Below are 14,969 nucleotides of genomic sequence, written 5' to 3' on the forward strand. Positions count from 1 at the left end.
TTCCTGTTAAAACATCATATCAATAGCGACGACTATAAATAAGCGATGGCAAATATAAACAACAGCAAACATCTAGCTCAAAAAAAGATAACGCAACAAAAGCAGCAATCTTTGTTGTCGAAAAATAGACGACAAAAAGAGAAGCAAACAGAAGATCAACTTTTTGCGCTATCTTCGTTTGTTGAGAGTCATTCTGCTGCGCCTATTGCATTAACTCCCTTACAACGTGGAATAAAAATATTCTTTTCATTATTTGATTACGCCACGCAGTTTTTATATATCGCCTTTATTGTTACTGTCTGGTGGTTTCCAGAGCGTTTTTCAGTTCAAACCATCTATAATCTGACCGTTTTATTTTTATTTGAGTTTATTCTCGTGCATTCAGGTGTCTTTATGGCTGCATTTGCCCGTACTAAACTTGTTTTTGCTCTTATTCCTTTTTATGGAATATTTGCTCTTATTATCAATAGTATGATTATGGGTGATGAAAACCTGATTATTTGGCTTTATGCTGTGATTGTTGCTAATCGAATTATCAGTGGTTATCAAGTGAAAACGAAAGAAGAAATGGGGAAGAATTTATTCTATTCTGCACTATTAGTTTTAAATTTTATGCTATGCCTTTTTTCTGTCATGATTTTTAAGTTCCTAGTCCCTTATGGTGGCTTAACACCTGAATATTTAAATGAAATTAACTATCTCTATTTGATCCCTCAACATAGTGATTATTTTAATGTTCCACATGTCGGTATGGCTTATGGTACCTTATTCTATGGTATTCCTTTTATTTGTATGGCGATAATTCAACTAAAAATGGTCTATAAAAAGCTACGTCTAAAATTAAAAAAATAATATAAATCACTCAATAAAAAGTAAACGACGGCGCACAGAATGCTAAATATCTCTATTGTTGTTCTACTTTCTTCATGCTTATAATGCGCACGTATTTAGCTTTTTATTTAACTTCCTATTTTAAAAGGTACTTCCCTACGATGAACTAAATTCTGCCAGAAAATCCTTACAAATACTTTTGAGTATTTATTTTCTGTTACTGGCAGACAATAGTTTATATCGCCTCTTTTCTAAAAAAAGATCTTGGCTGTCTGCCACCTATTTCTCTTAGGAGGTATATATATGACTATCGCCTGTCATTTTTCACAGCTAACCATTGAATTTAATCAAACTGCACTTTTCCCACCATTAACTCGTTCACTTTCTTGTCAACGAAATGCGCTTATTGGGCATAATGGTAAAGGGAAATCTGTGCTACTAAGATTATTAGCACAAAAAATAACACCAACATCAGGACAAATAACGTGGAATATACCTTTTATTCATGTTGACCAGTTAACACGCTTAACGGGCAATACAATAGCGGAGGCATTAGAAATCAGTGAGCTTTACCAAGCATTTAGACGTGTCGATGCTGGCATTGCCTCAATGGAAGACATTGAATTACTTGATGGAAAATGGCAACTGCCCGTGACATGGCAAAGCTTACTTTATTCAGCTCAATTACCCATTTCATTAGATACACCTGTTGTTTATTTAAGTGGTGGTGAACAGACTCGATTAGCACTATGTCGTGCTTTTTTACACGATAATTGTTTTCTGTTATTAGATGAACCCGATAACCACCTCGATACAATAGGACAACAATGGCTGATTAAACAACTCGCTCAACATAAATCAGGCTCATTAATTGTTAGCCATAATCGCCAATTATTATCTCAGATGGACGCTATTTTTGAGTTAACGGATAAAGGATTAGCGGAATATGGTGGCAACTACACGCTTTATGAAACACAAAAAAGGGCTGAAGTAGCCTCTTTAGATGCAGCAACAGAGCGTATTAATAGCCAAATTAAAAATGAGAAACGTCAACAACAAGTCACTCAACAAAAAGCAGCACAAAGACGCCAACAAGGTGAATCTATTAGGCAAAGTGGTTCGCAATGTTTATTGCTATTAGATATGCAAAAAAATCGTGCTGAACAGCGTCAATCGGCAGTTGCAAAACGTCATCAGCGTGTAATGGAGGATATGCAATCTCAGCGTCAAACGCTAGATGAAGAAAAGGCGCATATTCATCAGCAGAAAATCACCTTAAATTATCAATCCAGTGGTCAACGTTTGCAGATTTTTGTTTCCGATCTCCATTTACCTTTTGGCTATCACACACCTATCTCTTTTTCTGCTTATAGTGGTGAGCATTGGCACATTAAAGGTAAAAATGGTTGTGGTAAATCGACTTTATTACAATGTTTAATTGGCAAGGTCTCACCATTATCCGGTGAATACCGCCTTAGCAAAGATTTCTGTTATCTAGATCAACACCTGACTTTACTCAATAAAACCATCCCTGTGGCACAAGCTTTACATGATTATCAACCCGAAATTTCTATCGAGCAATGGCGAACGCGTCTTGGTATGTTAAGAATTCGAGGTAATAAATCGATGTTACCTCTTGAAAAACTCAGTGGAGGCGAGCAATTAAAAGCGACCTTACTTGCTCTAACACATAGTCCAACGCCACCCGCGGTATTATTACTTGATGAGCCAGATAATCATCTTGATATAGAATCTAAACAGTTATTAGAAAATCTCTTAGCACAATATCAAGGTGTGCTTCTGTTGGTTTCACATGACAATGCATTTGTAGAACAATGTGCTATTACACATACGCTGTTATTAGAAGATGATTATTAATTTTGAATGTAGATTAATTGCAGACAATAATAAATAACATATGGTTGTTTGCGTTATTTGAAAATTAAAAAGAAAAGTGCCCGCGCCACAAATAGCGCGGTTCGAGCATATAGGGTTCTATTTAAGAAATCATTGCAGAGTGAATACTCATAATATCTTTCATTGCTTCAACCGTGTCTTCATCTACACAATAGTGAGTAAACTCATCAACTTCACTATCTGAACTCATGGTGACTCCGGCTTTACGATAATTCATCGTAGAGTGTGCAATCTTACCTGCTGAGCTATGAATTTCTTTTAATCCTGCTTCTAAGAATTTCTGTATATTACTTAAGCGAACACCCGCACCCGCCATAATAATAGGGCCTTGTGTCTTTTCATTTAAAATACGCAAAAGTGGTAAACCTAATTCTGCGTTGGCTTGTTGCCCTGAAGTTAGAATACGTGATACACCTAATTGAGTAAGTTGCTCTAATGCCAATAATGGATTAACACACATATCAAAAGCACGATGAAAAGTAATCTCTAGTGATCCAGCAAATTCCATCAAAATAGCCATTTTAGGTAAATCAATATGCCCTTCTTCATTTAGAATACCAACAACTGCTCCTGAAAAACCCATATCACGAATAAGGCTAATATCATTTTTCATTGCAGCAAAATCAGCTTGCCCATAGCAAAAATCACCACCACGAGGGCGAACAATAGGATGAACAGGAATACGTACTAGATCTCTGACTTGTCTTAACATTCCGTAACTTGGTGTGACGCCACCTTCAGATGGACTTGCGCATAATTCTATTCTGTCAGCACCTGCTTGCTCTGCTGTCAGGGCGCATTGCGCACCAAAGCAACAAACCTCCAGCTTTGTCATATCATCCCTCTCTATCCTTTATGCAGAAAGTAATCAGAAAATAAATATCATTTCTCGGCGATTAATAACAATAGTTGCCGAATATCGTTACTCGTTCAATTCCATTATCAGAATTTTGTGCTGACACGAGCAAACTATTTTCTGAATATGTCGCTCAACACTCACTTTCTACGATTCTTTGTAACGAATAAGGATGATACTTCAATGTGACCGCTCCGTTACTCACGGCAACGGTTGGATTAGGTAGACGTTCTTTATCGCCTTTAGGTTCACTAATTTTGATACTAAACGATTTAGGTAGCGGATGAGGTAAAAAAGAGAGGACGGAATCTACGAGCAAATCGGGCTTAACAGAAACCACTTGTTCAATATGTTCCCAACCCTGATATAAATACGTTTTATGCGTTGGAAAAGGCAGTTCCACAATAAAAACAGTGTGGTTTAATACCATTAACGGCGTATTTAATTTAAATAAATAGATGGGACGACCATTAATAATATTGTCAGAAATACAGCTTCCACACTGATTTAACCCTGCTCGCCACTGTTCTGCTAACTTCAGTTCGTGACAACGTAACGAGATATGATCAGTAGGATAATCATTAAGGTTAATATTTAACTCACCCGCTAATTGCGTCATTTTTTCTTCAAACAATGGAAGTTCATTCGCTAAATCTTTTAATTGTGGAATTGAGGAAAATAACGCCATTTTGAGTAACCTTAATGAAAAAACAGAGAAAAACCCTTAAAGATAAGGCGCAGATAGTAGCATGTTCTAGCTAGAATATGTTATAAATCCAAGGTTAAATCTAATTTTCTATAAAAACCTGCCAGCCTTTTCTTGTCAGGTTTTATTTTCTCATTAATTTAAGGTAACCCGGTGAATATTCAGGCTTTTCTTTCAGAAAAAATCAGTGTGGCAATGTGCGCTGCTGGCGCTCCCGCTGATAGCGAACCACTTGTCCGTCAGTCAGCCAAAGTACAATTTGGTGACTATCAGGCTAATGGTGTCATGGGAGCTGCAAAAAAAATGGGAATCCCACCCCGACAACTCGCAGAAAAAATTCTGGAACAGCTTGATATTACAGGCATTGCAGACAAAGTTGAGATTGCAGGTCCTGGTTTTATCAATATATTCTTATCTCCTGATTGGATTGCACAGCAGGCAGAAAATGCACTAGTTGATGAACACCTTAATATTACCAAGGTTAAACCTGAAACTATCGTTATTGACTACTCTTCTCCTAACGTTGCCAAACAAATGCACGTCGGTCATCTGCGTTCAACTATTATTGGCGATGCAAGTGCACGTACTTTATCTTATTTGGGTCATAATATTATCCGAGCTAATCACCTTGGTGATTGGGGCACCCAATTTGGTATGCTGATTGCATTTTTAGAGAAAAAACAGAACGAAAATGCCGCTGATATGGCATTAGCAGACCTTGAAGAGTTCTATCGTGAAGCGAAAAAATGCTATGACGAAGATGAAGAATTTGCAGCGCGTGCGCGTGGTTATGTTGTAAAACTGCAAGGTGGTGATGAATATTGTCGCACAATGTGGCGCAAATTGGTTGATATCACCATGCAACAAAACCAAGAGACGTATCAACGCCTTAATGTCACATTAACTGAAGATGACATTATGGGTGAAAGCCTTTATAACCCAATGTTACCGGGTATTGTTGCTGACTTAAAAGCAAAAGGTCTTGCTGTTGAAAGTGAAGGTGCAACCGTTGTTTTCCTTGATGAATTTAAAAACAAGGATGGCGAACCAATGGGGGTTATCGTTCAGAAAAAAGATGGCGGTTACCTCTATACCACAACCGATATTGCTTGTGCCAAATATCGCCACGAAGTGCTGCATGCCGATCGCTCTCTTTACTATATCGACTCACGTCAACATCAACATTTGATGCAAGCTTGGACCATTGTACGTAAAGCGGGTTATATCCCTGATTCAATGTCACTTGAGCACCATATGTTTGGCATGATGTTAGGCAAAGATGGTCGTCCGTTTAAAACACGTTCCGGTGGAACGGTTCGTTTAACCGATTTACTTGATGAAGCTTACGAAAGAGCACAAGTATTAATCCGTGAAAAAAATCCAGATATGGATGACGAAGAGTTAAATAATGTGGCACGTGTTGTTGGTATTGGTGCGGTAAAATACGCAGACTTATCTAAAAACCGCACAACTGACTACATTTTTGACTGGGATCTGATGTTAAGTTTTGAAGGTAACACCGCTCCTTATATGCAATATGCTTATACTCGTGTCGCCTCTATCTTTAAACGTGCTGATATAGATGAAAGCACACTTACTCAGCCTATTACTCTGACTGAACAACATGAAAAACAGTTGGCTATTCGTTTAGTTCAGTTTGAAGAAACCATTATGCAAGTTGCTCGTGAAGGAACACCACATGTTATGTGTGCTTACCTTTATGACTTAGCACAAGCGTTCTCTGGTTTTTATGAAAACTGCCCTATCTTATCCGCAGAAGATGAAAACGTGCGCCAAAGCCGCCTTAAACTGGCTCGTTTAACCGCAAGAACCTTAAAACAAGGTCTAGACACGCTGGGCATTGAAACTGTTGATAGAATGTAATACGCAGATTTGCTGATAAGTTAAATGCACAAAAAAACCGATGGCATAAACCATCGGTTTTTATTTATAGGTTATATCTTATTCATATAGCTAATCGAACTATTTAAAGCAATTTACACAATGTGACTTCCAATGCTACTCAGCGATTAATCTTCATTAGCACTAATAACGTCTTGGCACAGCAAACCAGTAATATCTTTTTGCTCAATCCAGCCATCTACACTATCAATAGGCTTATCAGGGCTATATAGGCGCTGATCGACATCTTTTGCAGTAAAGCTTACTTTCTCATTCGTTTTATTAAAAACACCGACACAGTTCACTGGGGTAAGTTTTGAGGTTTTAATTTTTCCGTCAGCCGTACAACCTGCAAGAAATAATGTTGCTAATGATACAGAAAGAATAATTGCTTTTTTCATAGTAGCTCCTTGAACACTCTTATTTTTATTGTTACTAAAAAACACTTAGTGGTTATTTAGTAGTCTCCAGACTAAAAAGATAAAATACCATAACGCTTTGTAACTATATTTAGTATAGCGAATAAATGGAGAAATATTTGAGTTATTGAGCTATTAATAAAAAAAATAAGAAATATTTTGGGGAGATTAGAAAAGAGAGGGAAAACAGAAAACAAATGCGAGATAAATGAAAGCAACAATAATATTACACACTGAATTTTAAGTATTTTCAATTAATCTTTGATAACACCATCAGTATTAATTCTCATTATTTACACAACTCACTGTTTACTGCTTATCCCCAGCAATCGTATTTACCTATTTGAAGCGCAGACAAAATAGATATGATTACTTTCAGTAGTACTGAACGATAACAAGCAAATAACTTTACAGTCACGGTTAATCTACCGGAATAGAGAAATAATAATATGTCTTAAATCAAAGAAACTAAATATTTTAAAATATACTGCAATATTTTGAAATATTCGTAATATTTCATCATTAAGTAAGAAATATTTAACAGATGTGTCATTTTATAAACCAAAATGACATAAGAGAGTTTATCTAAAAAAAGATAATTCGTCAAACCTTAAGTGCTTAGAATATAGTGTCTATTTTTTTACTTTATGTAGATTTACACCTTTTATAAACAATTTGTCTAATGATATATACATTAACAAATATTAAATAAATCTTATGTGTTGGTATGTAAAACCCGTTTTCAATGCCGAAAAACTGTATAAATCAGTTAGTAATTAGAAAATAAATTTAATAAAAAAAGAGTGAGACAAAAAATATTTTTCAATTTAGTCGTTTTTTTTTCTGTACTAACGCGTTTTAATTGGAGCAATTAATTGCCAAAAATGTGATCTAGATATCATTATAAAGATTCTAGAAATAGAAAAAGCTTCTAAAGCGCAGGGGTTTCTAGGGGAGAATGTTGTTAACTGAAGACTCCTCGCCTTCAAGTAAAAAAGCGAGGAGCATACTTTATTTGTTACAAGGCACGTAACGAAAAATGGCGAGGTCTAAAACCTAATACATACAAGGCAACAAAGTAACTACCCGCGCCCGCTACCACAACCAGTAATAGACGCAGAATACGCATTAGCATACTTCCCACATCCCAACTTGGCATTATCCAAAGCATTCCAACTAACACCGCCCCCATTACGACTAACGCAATCGCTAGTTTTAATAAAAAGACGCCCCAACCAGCTAATGGCTGATAGATATCTTGTTTACGTATCTGCCAAAATAACATTCCTGCATTAAAACATGCTGCAATACCTATTGATAATGCTAATCCAACATGTTTTAAGCTACCGATAAATGCCAAGTTCATTAACTGAGTGAGTATTAAGGTTGCAATAGCAATTTTAACTGGCGTTTTAATATTTTGGCGAGAATAAAAACCCGGTGCTAAGATTTTTACGATAATAAGTCCCATCAACCCAACGCAATATGCCATTAACGCTTGTTGAGTCATTAATGCATCATGTGCATTAAAATTACCATATTGGAATAGTGAAGCGGTTAAAGGCCCTGATAATACTGCTAAACCAATGGTGCAAGGTAGCGCTAATAAAAAACATAGTCTTAATCCCCAATCCATTAGCTTTCTATATTCTTGTGTATTACCACTCGCAAAGCTTTTTGACAGAGAGGGTAATAAAATAGTACCTAATGCTACGCCTAATACACCTGTTGGCAATTCCATTAAGCGATCAGCATAATACATCCAAGATACGGAGCCAGAAACAAGGAATGAGGCAAAAATAGTATTAATAATTAGCGAGATTTGACTGACAGAAACCCCCAAAATAGCGGGGCCCATTAGTCTCATTACTCGCCACACACCACTGTTTTTAAAAGAGATACGTGGCAACACCAACATACCGATTTTCTTCAAATGGGGTAATTGATAAACCAACTGTAATACACCACCCGCAACAACCGCCCACGCCAATGCCATAATGGGTGGATTACAGTAAGGTGCTACCACTAAAGCAAAGAAAATCATGCTAACATTCAATAAGGTAGGCGCAAATGCAGGAACAGAAAAACGGTTCCATGTATTTAAAATCGACCCGGTTAATGATGCTAAAGAGATAAGCAAGATATAAGGAAATGTGACTTGCAATAAGTCTGTCGTAAGTTGGAATTTATCTGGTGAATCAGTAAAACCAGGTGCTGTTATATAAATAACCCAAGGTGCTGCAACAATACCAATGACGGTTACAATAGCGAGAATAAGCGTCAGCATACCAGAAACATAGGCAATAAAAGTACGTGTTGCCTCTTCGCCCTGTTGATTTTTATACTCAGCTAAAATAGGCACAAAAGCCTGTGAAAATGCCCCTTCAGCAAAAATTCTTCGTAACAGATTAGGAAGTTTAAAAGCAACAAAGAACGCATCTGTTGCCATTCCTGCACCAAAAATACGCGCAATGATAGCATCACGAATAAAGCCGAGTACCCGTGAAAACATCGTCATTGAACTCACTGCGGCAAGTGATTTAAGTAAATTCATAAGTCATTCTAGTTTTTGTGATATGGGGAAAAAGAAAGGGACTATAGTCCGTTTCTAACGCGGAAAAATCAATCATCAGTATGCTAAGAATCGACTGACTTTATTGATCTTTTTTATTAATGCAGACATTATTTAGTGAGCATTTTTCTTAGCATAAGATCTAACATACTTCGATATTCTACTTCATTAAACTGAGGGTCCATTACATTACGCCCCATAGAGCCATCTGCGATGACCAATAACCAAGTGGCTATCTTCTCTGGTTTAAGCAAAGGGTCTATCTGCCCTTCTCTTATACCTTTTTCAATCATCGCTATTAAACGCTGTTTATTCTTCTGCTCATTTTCAATAAATATTTGATGAACGCTCGCATTACGAGAAGCTTCAGCAAAGATTTCAATACTGATACGAGCATATTGTTCATGGTTATACAGCTCGATAATCTCTAATATCAAATCAATAGTTGCTTGAATGCTATCTTCTAACATCTCATAACGGCAAAACATATCATCAAAAATATCGGCATCTTCTACTGCAATAGCTTCAATAATGGCATTTTTATTAGGAAAGTAGTGGAACACATTTCCTGGGCTCATATTTGCTTCTTTGCAGATTTCAGCTGTTGATGTGGAATGAAAACCTTTTATTGCAAAACAGCGTATTGCCGCATCAATAATATGCTTCATTTTTGCTTTCTGTTTTTCAGTTATTGCTTTGCTCATAACGATAAAAATCTCTGGACATTTTTTATTAGACTATATAGTCTAGAAAATATAGGCCAAGTGGTCTAAAACAAAGTTAATCACACTATTGCTAAGTTAAGATATCATGCAATCACTTAATCAACACTATACGCTTAGCGTCGCGACGCCAAATGATACCGCTGAAATAGTTCAGTTATTTGCACTCACTTTTAGCCATAAACTACACGCTTTTCATATTGATAGCACTATTCCTAATCAACAATATCAATTAGAAGCTATCTGGAATGAACAAGCGCGTAAACCGAATCAATTGCAGTTTGTCGTTACTGAGGCTAATACCATTGTGGCTACTTTTTGCCTTGCAATTAAACAGCCTCGTTTCGAAACACCTCAATTTGCTAAAACACCGTTTAGCAAACATTGGAAATACGGAATAAAAAATTATATAAAGCAGCAGATTTTCTTTTCATTATTTAATTATGAACCCGCTCAACAAGAGGTTTATTTATCACATATCGCGGTTTCACCTACGCAACAAGGAAAAGGAATTGCGACACTTATTCTTCAATGGATTAAAAAATATAGTAAAAATAATCTGAAAAAAGATTATTTGTCACTGTATGTTGATGTTCAACATACAGGAGCGATTCATCTTTATAAAAAGAGTGGCTTCAATATTAAAAAGAAAGAGTCTTCATTAATTACACAAACGGTCTTTAATATAAAGCAGTGGTACTATATGCGCCAAAAACTCTGAATATTGTCGTTAGGGAGTATCAACAATAGAAAGATAAAACAATATTCAGAATTTAGAACAGCCTGTTATTTACGCAGCGAAAAATTTCGGGTTGTTAATGCCGTTAATACATGATCTCGCCATTCTTGATTTATTTGCAGATAATTTTTAGCATAGCCTTCTCGCTCAAAACCATGTTTTGCTAATAAGTTCCCACTGCGTAAATTATGAGGCATATAGTTTGCCATAATTCGATGCATCCCTTGCTGTCGCTGCATATAGCGCAGTGTTTCTTGCAATGCTTCAGACATAAAACCCTGTCCCTGCCATTTTTCACCAACAGAATACCCCAAGAAACAGGCACTAAACGCACCACGTATAACATTACTGTAATTAGCAACACCAATAATTTCATCTTCTGAAGGTGTAAGTAGAAGAAAATGAAAAGCACTCTCTTGACGATGCAATTCGTTCATATATTGCAATCGATATTCCCACCCTGAAGGCAAATAATGAGATTTATCTCTTAAAGGCTCCCATGGAATTAAAAAACGACGGTTTAAAGTGTAGTAATTCGCCATCCTCTCAGCGTCTCGTTCATAGGCAAGGCGAATTATCATTCTTTTCGTTTCAAAACGAATTTTAGGTATCCCACCACGATAACCAAACATTACGGTACTATTTTCCTTGATAAAATGAATCTAATTCTGAAGCAATGCTACTTATTCTGCCATTATCCTCAATAAAAAAATATCATCTTTAATCTGCTATGAATTGCTAACGATAAGATACAGAATAGACAATAATAAATAAGTTTATTATTCCCCCCTATTTTATTTAAATCATTTGCTTATCATGGTGAGTAATGGCACTGGTAACACAAGCCCGTACCTTGGGTAAATACTTTCTACTAGTCGACAATATGTTAGTTGTCTTGGGTTTTTTCGTCGTTTTTCCACTTATTTCTATTCGTTTTGTAGAGCAACTTGGCTGGGCTGGCGTTATTGTCGGCTTTGCATTAGGTTTGCGCCAACTGGTGCAACAAGGATTAGGTATTTTCGGTGGTGCCATTGCAGACCGTTTTGGTGCTAAACCCATGATCATCACCGGCATGTTATTACGAGCATTAGGTTTTGCACTAATGGCAATGGCAGACCAACCATGGATACTTTGGTTATCTTGCATTTTATCTGCATTAGGTGGCACATTATTTGATCCACCACGCACTGCGCTTGTTATTAAGCTAACTCGTCCTTATGAGCGTGGACGTTTTTACTCTTTACTCCTTATGCAAGATAGTGCTGGTGCCGTAATTGGCGCGCTAATAGGTAGCTGGTTATTACTTTATGATTTTCATTTAGTCTGTTGGGTTGGTGCGGGTGTTTTTGTTATTGCTGCCCTTTTTAATGCTTGGTTACTTCCTGCCTATCGTATTTCCACAACCCGTACACCAATAAAAGAAGGACTAAAACGTGTAATGGTTGATAAGCGTTTTGTCACTTATGTTCTCACGCTAACCGGATATTTTATTTTATCGGTACAAGTGATGTTGATGTTCCCCATTATTGTTAATGACATTGCAGGCTCACCAACCGCAGTGAAATGGATGTACGCGATTGAAGCACTGCTTTCCTTAACATTGCTTTATCCGATAGCGCGTTGGAGCGAAAAACGCTTTAAATTAGAGCAACGTTTAATGGCTGGGCTATTTTTAATGAGTATCAGCATGTTCCCTGTTGGTATGATCCACTCATTACAAGGTATTTTCCTGATTATTGGGCTATTTTATCTCGGCACAATTACCGCTGAACCCGCGCGTGAAACCTTAAGTGCTTCTTTAGCTGATCCTAGAGCAAGAGGCAGCTATATGGGATTTAGCCGATTAGGCTTAGCCTTTGGTGGTGCAATTGGTTATACCGGTGGTGGATGGATGTACGATTTAGGCAAGCAATTTGATATGCCTGAATTACCTTGGTTTTTATTAGGTATTACCGGATTTATCACCCTTTATGCCCTACATCGCCAATTTAATCGTAAAAAGGTTGAAACAGCCATGCTTACGCCTTAGAGATCAGGTAGACTTTGCACTATCAATAACTTAAGAAGTTTATCTGAGAGGCGTTTATATGAGAGCAATTTTTCTCGCTGCAACATTAGTATTAACTGGTTTAATAGCAGGTTGTGATCAATTAAAACAATTTGATGTCAGCGAAAAACTAATTAATGACTATCTCAGCACAAAAACTAATCTTCAAAAACATATTGGTGAAGATGGTGTTATTTCTGCTGATATCAAATTAGGTGAACTTTCTATTCAAATAGGTCGTACTGAACCTGGTAAAATCAGCCTTTCAGGAAAAGCCGAACTTAAAATTGACTCTCTTTTTGGTAAAACGGATGCAACGGTTAATCTAACATTAAGTGGTCAGCCAACTTACCAACCAGAACAAGGTGCGATATATATCAAATCAATGAGCATTGAAAACTATCAAGTTTCACCAGAAAAAATGGAAGCGGTTGTTATTGCTTTAAAACCTTATCTTGATAGCTCAATTGCCACTTACTTTGATAACCAACCTATTTATGTATTAAATCCTGAAAAAAACAGTGCTGAAGCGGCGGCAGTTAAACTAGCTAAAGGTATTGAAGTTAAACCGGGTAAATTTGTGATCCAATTATAGAAGTTACCTAGGTCGATTAAAAATTTTTATCGAAGTTAATAAAAAAGGCAAACTCAATGGTTTGCCTTTTTTATACGTTGAAGAGAACATTTCCTAGAACAATATGATATTACTCTACTTCTGTATCATCTGCGTTATCATCTAAAAGCTCTTCATGCAGTGCAGATAATGCACCGCGTGTAATTACTGCAAGAGTCCGATAAAAACCACTCGTTGCATGCGCTTCTACTTTGCCTAAAAAGGCACCAGTCCAAGGAAGTAAATACTCATCAAACAGCTGTGTTTGTGCTAATACTTCATCTTCAGCTGAATTATCTTCAAGCCATGAAGCGGCAAGTAATAACGCACCAAAGCTGTCAGTTGCATTTTCTGTAACAGGCATGCCTCTTGCGACTAAAAACTGGCGAATATTTGCTTCTTTAATATCACTATAATCATGAGCATAAATAGAAACTGCAGGCATTTCGCTACCAAAAAGAGATTGGTAATCTGCGGTGACTGGCGCTAAATCTTTTACACTGTTTTTTAAGCTATTAAAGAGCTCATCTTGTTCTAAAGGCCAAAGTGAACTCAGTTTTCCTTCACTAATTAGGGTAATAATAGGTGATAAGATAGGATCTGATGGGTCGCGTTGAAATAGGGAGCCTAATAAACGACATACTATTGAAAACTCATTCATCATCATTTTTCTGTTCAGTAAATTTTGCTGCTATTGTGCGTTGAACCATAGGAAAATCAACTTTTTTCTATTTCCTAAACATAAAAACAGAAAAAGCGCGCTCTTATAGTTAAGTTAAATACTTAAAATAAGAAACGCGCCTAATCCCATGCTATTTTTTCAAACAGCAATTATTTTATTGATTTTCTAACTTGCAATATCAAGAAAATTATCTCTAACACCATTTACTCTAAACCACCCTGCAATGCTTATTCGCTCTTTATAAGTAGGTAATACTTCGTGAGGAAATTGTTCCGATAGAAAAACCACTAACCGTCCACCTTTAGGTGCCACTGTTGCGAGTTCATTATCGTCAAGATCATAGATTTTTAACTCACCACCATCTTCTTTTTTCCAATCCTCATTAAGATAAAGCACCGTGGTTAATCTACGACTCACATTTTCTTTAAATGCATCAAGGTGTTTTTTATAAAAAGCGCCTTTTTCATAACAAGCAAAATGCGCCTCATATTCAAAAAGCCCCAAGAAAAATTCACGATTAACGGCTCGTTGAATACTTTCCATCTGCATTAAATAGTGTTGAACTGGCTCACCCATATTAGGTTCTAGCCAACTGATTTTGTCACTGCGTATTGCTGTTTCTGATAATAATTTTTCGTTACGTCCTATTCGAGCTTGCTGGGCATTTTTGCCAAAACAAGCTCTAAGTTGTTGAACTGCTTCTGGTGTGAGGAAATCATCCCATACACACCATCCTTTCTCTGCAATTTGCTCAAGAAGTTCTGCGATATTCATTAGGTATATTATCTGATTAACATGGGAAACTACCTTATAACACCAAGCTAAGTAAAATTACAATTTAATAAATTTATCTTTTTGATAATCTCGATTAATCAGATATAAACACCATTAAAATCAAAAACTAACAAATAAAACAAAATTAATCACCAATAAGTAACTTGCCTTCATATCAAAAACTTAAAG

The 14,969-nt window shown here is 36.5% G+C and carries 14 protein-coding genes; 6 read left to right on the forward strand and 8 right to left on the reverse strand.

Annotated features, from left to right (window positions below; translation table 11 throughout):
* The first annotated feature begins 45 nt into the window (after window positions 1-45).
* Window positions 46-852: a hypothetical protein gene (locus ABN099_RS01000; RefSeq protein ID WP_349461821.1), complete on the forward strand. Its 807-nt coding sequence runs from the start codon at window positions 46-48 to the stop codon at window positions 850-852.
* 282 nt (window positions 853-1,134) lie between these two features.
* Window positions 1,135-2,709: an ATP-binding cassette domain-containing protein gene (locus tag ABN099_RS01005; protein WP_349461822.1), complete on the forward strand. Its 1,575-nt coding sequence runs from the start codon at window positions 1,135-1,137 to the stop codon at window positions 2,707-2,709.
* A 121-nt stretch (window positions 2,710-2,830) separates the two neighbouring features.
* On the opposite strand, the gene cutC is transcribed toward ABN099_RS01005, so the two are convergent.
* Complete coding sequence (gene cutC / locus ABN099_RS01010) at window positions 2,831-3,583, reverse strand: copper homeostasis protein CutC (RefSeq protein ID WP_349461823.1); 753 nt, start codon at window positions 3,581-3,583, stop codon at window positions 2,831-2,833.
* Window positions 3,584-3,737: 154 nt separating this feature from the next.
* Window positions 3,738-4,292, reverse strand: coding sequence for a VOC family protein (locus ABN099_RS01015; protein WP_349461824.1), 555 nt, complete (start codon window positions 4,290-4,292; stop codon window positions 3,738-3,740).
* A 171-nt stretch (window positions 4,293-4,463) separates the two neighbouring features.
* On the opposite strand from ABN099_RS01015, the gene argS reads away from it, so the two are divergent.
* Window positions 4,464-6,194, forward strand: a complete 1,731-nt coding sequence (argS, locus tag ABN099_RS01020) for an arginine--tRNA ligase (protein ID WP_349461825.1) — start codon at window positions 4,464-4,466, stop codon at window positions 6,192-6,194.
* A 146-nt stretch (window positions 6,195-6,340) separates the two neighbouring features.
* Here argS and ABN099_RS01025 read toward each other — a convergent pair whose 3' ends face one another.
* The 3 genes from ABN099_RS01025 to ABN099_RS01035 form a co-directional block, all read right to left on the reverse strand.
* The gene (locus ABN099_RS01025) at window positions 6,341-6,613 is read right to left on the reverse strand and encodes a hypothetical protein (RefSeq protein ID WP_349461826.1); all 273 of its coding nucleotides are present in this window, start codon (window positions 6,611-6,613) and stop codon (window positions 6,341-6,343) included.
* Window positions 6,614-7,649: 1,036 nt separating this feature from the next.
* Window positions 7,650-9,185: a murein biosynthesis integral membrane protein MurJ gene (gene murJ / locus ABN099_RS01030; RefSeq protein WP_349461827.1), complete on the reverse strand. Its 1,536-nt coding sequence runs from the start codon at window positions 9,183-9,185 to the stop codon at window positions 7,650-7,652.
* Window positions 9,186-9,313: 128 nt separating this feature from the next.
* Window positions 9,314-9,907: a TetR/AcrR family transcriptional regulator gene (locus ABN099_RS01035; protein WP_349461828.1), complete on the reverse strand. Its 594-nt coding sequence runs from the start codon at window positions 9,905-9,907 to the stop codon at window positions 9,314-9,316.
* A gap of 106 nt (window positions 9,908-10,013) precedes the next feature.
* On the opposite strand from ABN099_RS01035, the gene ABN099_RS01040 reads away from it, so the two are divergent.
* Window positions 10,014-10,646: a GNAT family N-acetyltransferase gene (locus tag ABN099_RS01040; protein WP_349461829.1), complete on the forward strand. Its 633-nt coding sequence runs from the start codon at window positions 10,014-10,016 to the stop codon at window positions 10,644-10,646.
* 65 nt (window positions 10,647-10,711) lie between these two features.
* On the opposite strand, the gene rimJ is transcribed toward ABN099_RS01040, so the two are convergent.
* The gene (gene rimJ / locus ABN099_RS01045) at window positions 10,712-11,296 is read right to left on the reverse strand and encodes a ribosomal protein S5-alanine N-acetyltransferase (RefSeq protein ID WP_349461830.1); all 585 of its coding nucleotides are present in this window, start codon (window positions 11,294-11,296) and stop codon (window positions 10,712-10,714) included.
* Between the two features lie 194 nt (window positions 11,297-11,490).
* Between rimJ and mdtH the strand changes: the two genes are divergently transcribed.
* Window positions 11,491-12,693 carry a multidrug efflux MFS transporter MdtH gene (gene mdtH / locus ABN099_RS01050; RefSeq protein ID WP_349461832.1) on the forward strand — a complete coding sequence of 401 codons (1,203 nt, stop codon included), beginning with the start codon at window positions 11,491-11,493 and terminating at the stop codon, window positions 12,691-12,693.
* A gap of 58 nt (window positions 12,694-12,751) precedes the next feature.
* Entirely contained in the window at window positions 12,752-13,306 is a 555-nt protein-coding gene (locus ABN099_RS01055) for a lipoprotein (protein ID WP_349461834.1), read from the forward strand.
* Between the two features lie 109 nt (window positions 13,307-13,415).
* Here ABN099_RS01055 and ABN099_RS01060 read toward each other — a convergent pair whose 3' ends face one another.
* The gene (locus ABN099_RS01060; RefSeq protein ID WP_349462229.1) at window positions 13,416-13,985 is read right to left on the reverse strand and encodes a TorD/DmsD family molecular chaperone; all 570 of its coding nucleotides are present in this window, start codon (window positions 13,983-13,985) and stop codon (window positions 13,416-13,418) included.
* A gap of 186 nt (window positions 13,986-14,171) precedes the next feature.
* A complete protein-coding gene (locus ABN099_RS01065; RefSeq protein WP_349461835.1) occupies window positions 14,172-14,780 on the reverse strand; it encodes a 2OG-Fe(II) oxygenase in 609 nt (202 codons plus the stop codon).
* Window positions 14,781-14,969 lie beyond the last annotated feature (189 nt).

The sequence above is a fragment of the Proteus hauseri genome (assembly GCF_040139125.1).
Taxonomy (GTDB): domain Bacteria; phylum Pseudomonadota; class Gammaproteobacteria; order Enterobacterales; family Enterobacteriaceae; genus Proteus; species Proteus hauseri_B.

What these genes read in the sequence shown, in the direction of transcription:
- ABN099_RS01000 (WP_349461821.1), top strand. Translation starts at nt 46, where the DNA reads ATGGCAAATATAAACAACAGCAAACATCTAGCTCAAAAAAAGATAACG.
- ABN099_RS01005 (WP_349461822.1), top strand. Translation starts at nt 1,135, where the DNA reads ATGACTATCGCCTGTCATTTTTCACAGCTAACCATTGAATTTAATCAA.
- cutC (WP_349461823.1), bottom strand. Translation starts at nt 3,583, where the DNA reads ATGACAAAGCTGGAGGTTTGTTGCTTTGGTGCGCAATGCGCCCTGACA.
- ABN099_RS01015 (WP_349461824.1), bottom strand. Translation starts at nt 4,292, where the DNA reads ATGGCGTTATTTTCCTCAATTCCACAATTAAAAGATTTAGCGAATGAA.
- ABN099_RS01025 (WP_349461826.1), bottom strand. Translation starts at nt 6,613, where the DNA reads ATGAAAAAAGCAATTATTCTTTCTGTATCATTAGCAACATTATTTCTT.
- murJ (WP_349461827.1), bottom strand. Translation starts at nt 9,185, where the DNA reads ATGAATTTACTTAAATCACTTGCCGCAGTGAGTTCAATGACGATGTTT.
- ABN099_RS01035 (WP_349461828.1), bottom strand. Translation starts at nt 9,907, where the DNA reads ATGAGCAAAGCAATAACTGAAAAACAGAAAGCAAAAATGAAGCATATT.
- ABN099_RS01040 (WP_349461829.1), top strand. Translation starts at nt 10,014, where the DNA reads ATGCAATCACTTAATCAACACTATACGCTTAGCGTCGCGACGCCAAAT.
- rimJ (WP_349461830.1), bottom strand. Translation starts at nt 11,296, where the DNA reads ATGTTTGGTTATCGTGGTGGGATACCTAAAATTCGTTTTGAAACGAAA.
- mdtH (WP_349461832.1), top strand. Translation starts at nt 11,491, where the DNA reads ATGGCACTGGTAACACAAGCCCGTACCTTGGGTAAATACTTTCTACTA.
- ABN099_RS01055 (WP_349461834.1), top strand. Translation starts at nt 12,752, where the DNA reads ATGAGAGCAATTTTTCTCGCTGCAACATTAGTATTAACTGGTTTAATA.
- ABN099_RS01060 (WP_349462229.1), bottom strand. Translation starts at nt 13,985, where the DNA reads ATGAATGAGTTTTCAATAGTATGTCGTTTATTAGGCTCCCTATTTCAA.
- ABN099_RS01065 (WP_349461835.1), bottom strand. Translation starts at nt 14,780, where the DNA reads ATGAATATCGCAGAACTTCTTGAGCAAATTGCAGAGAAAGGATGGTGT.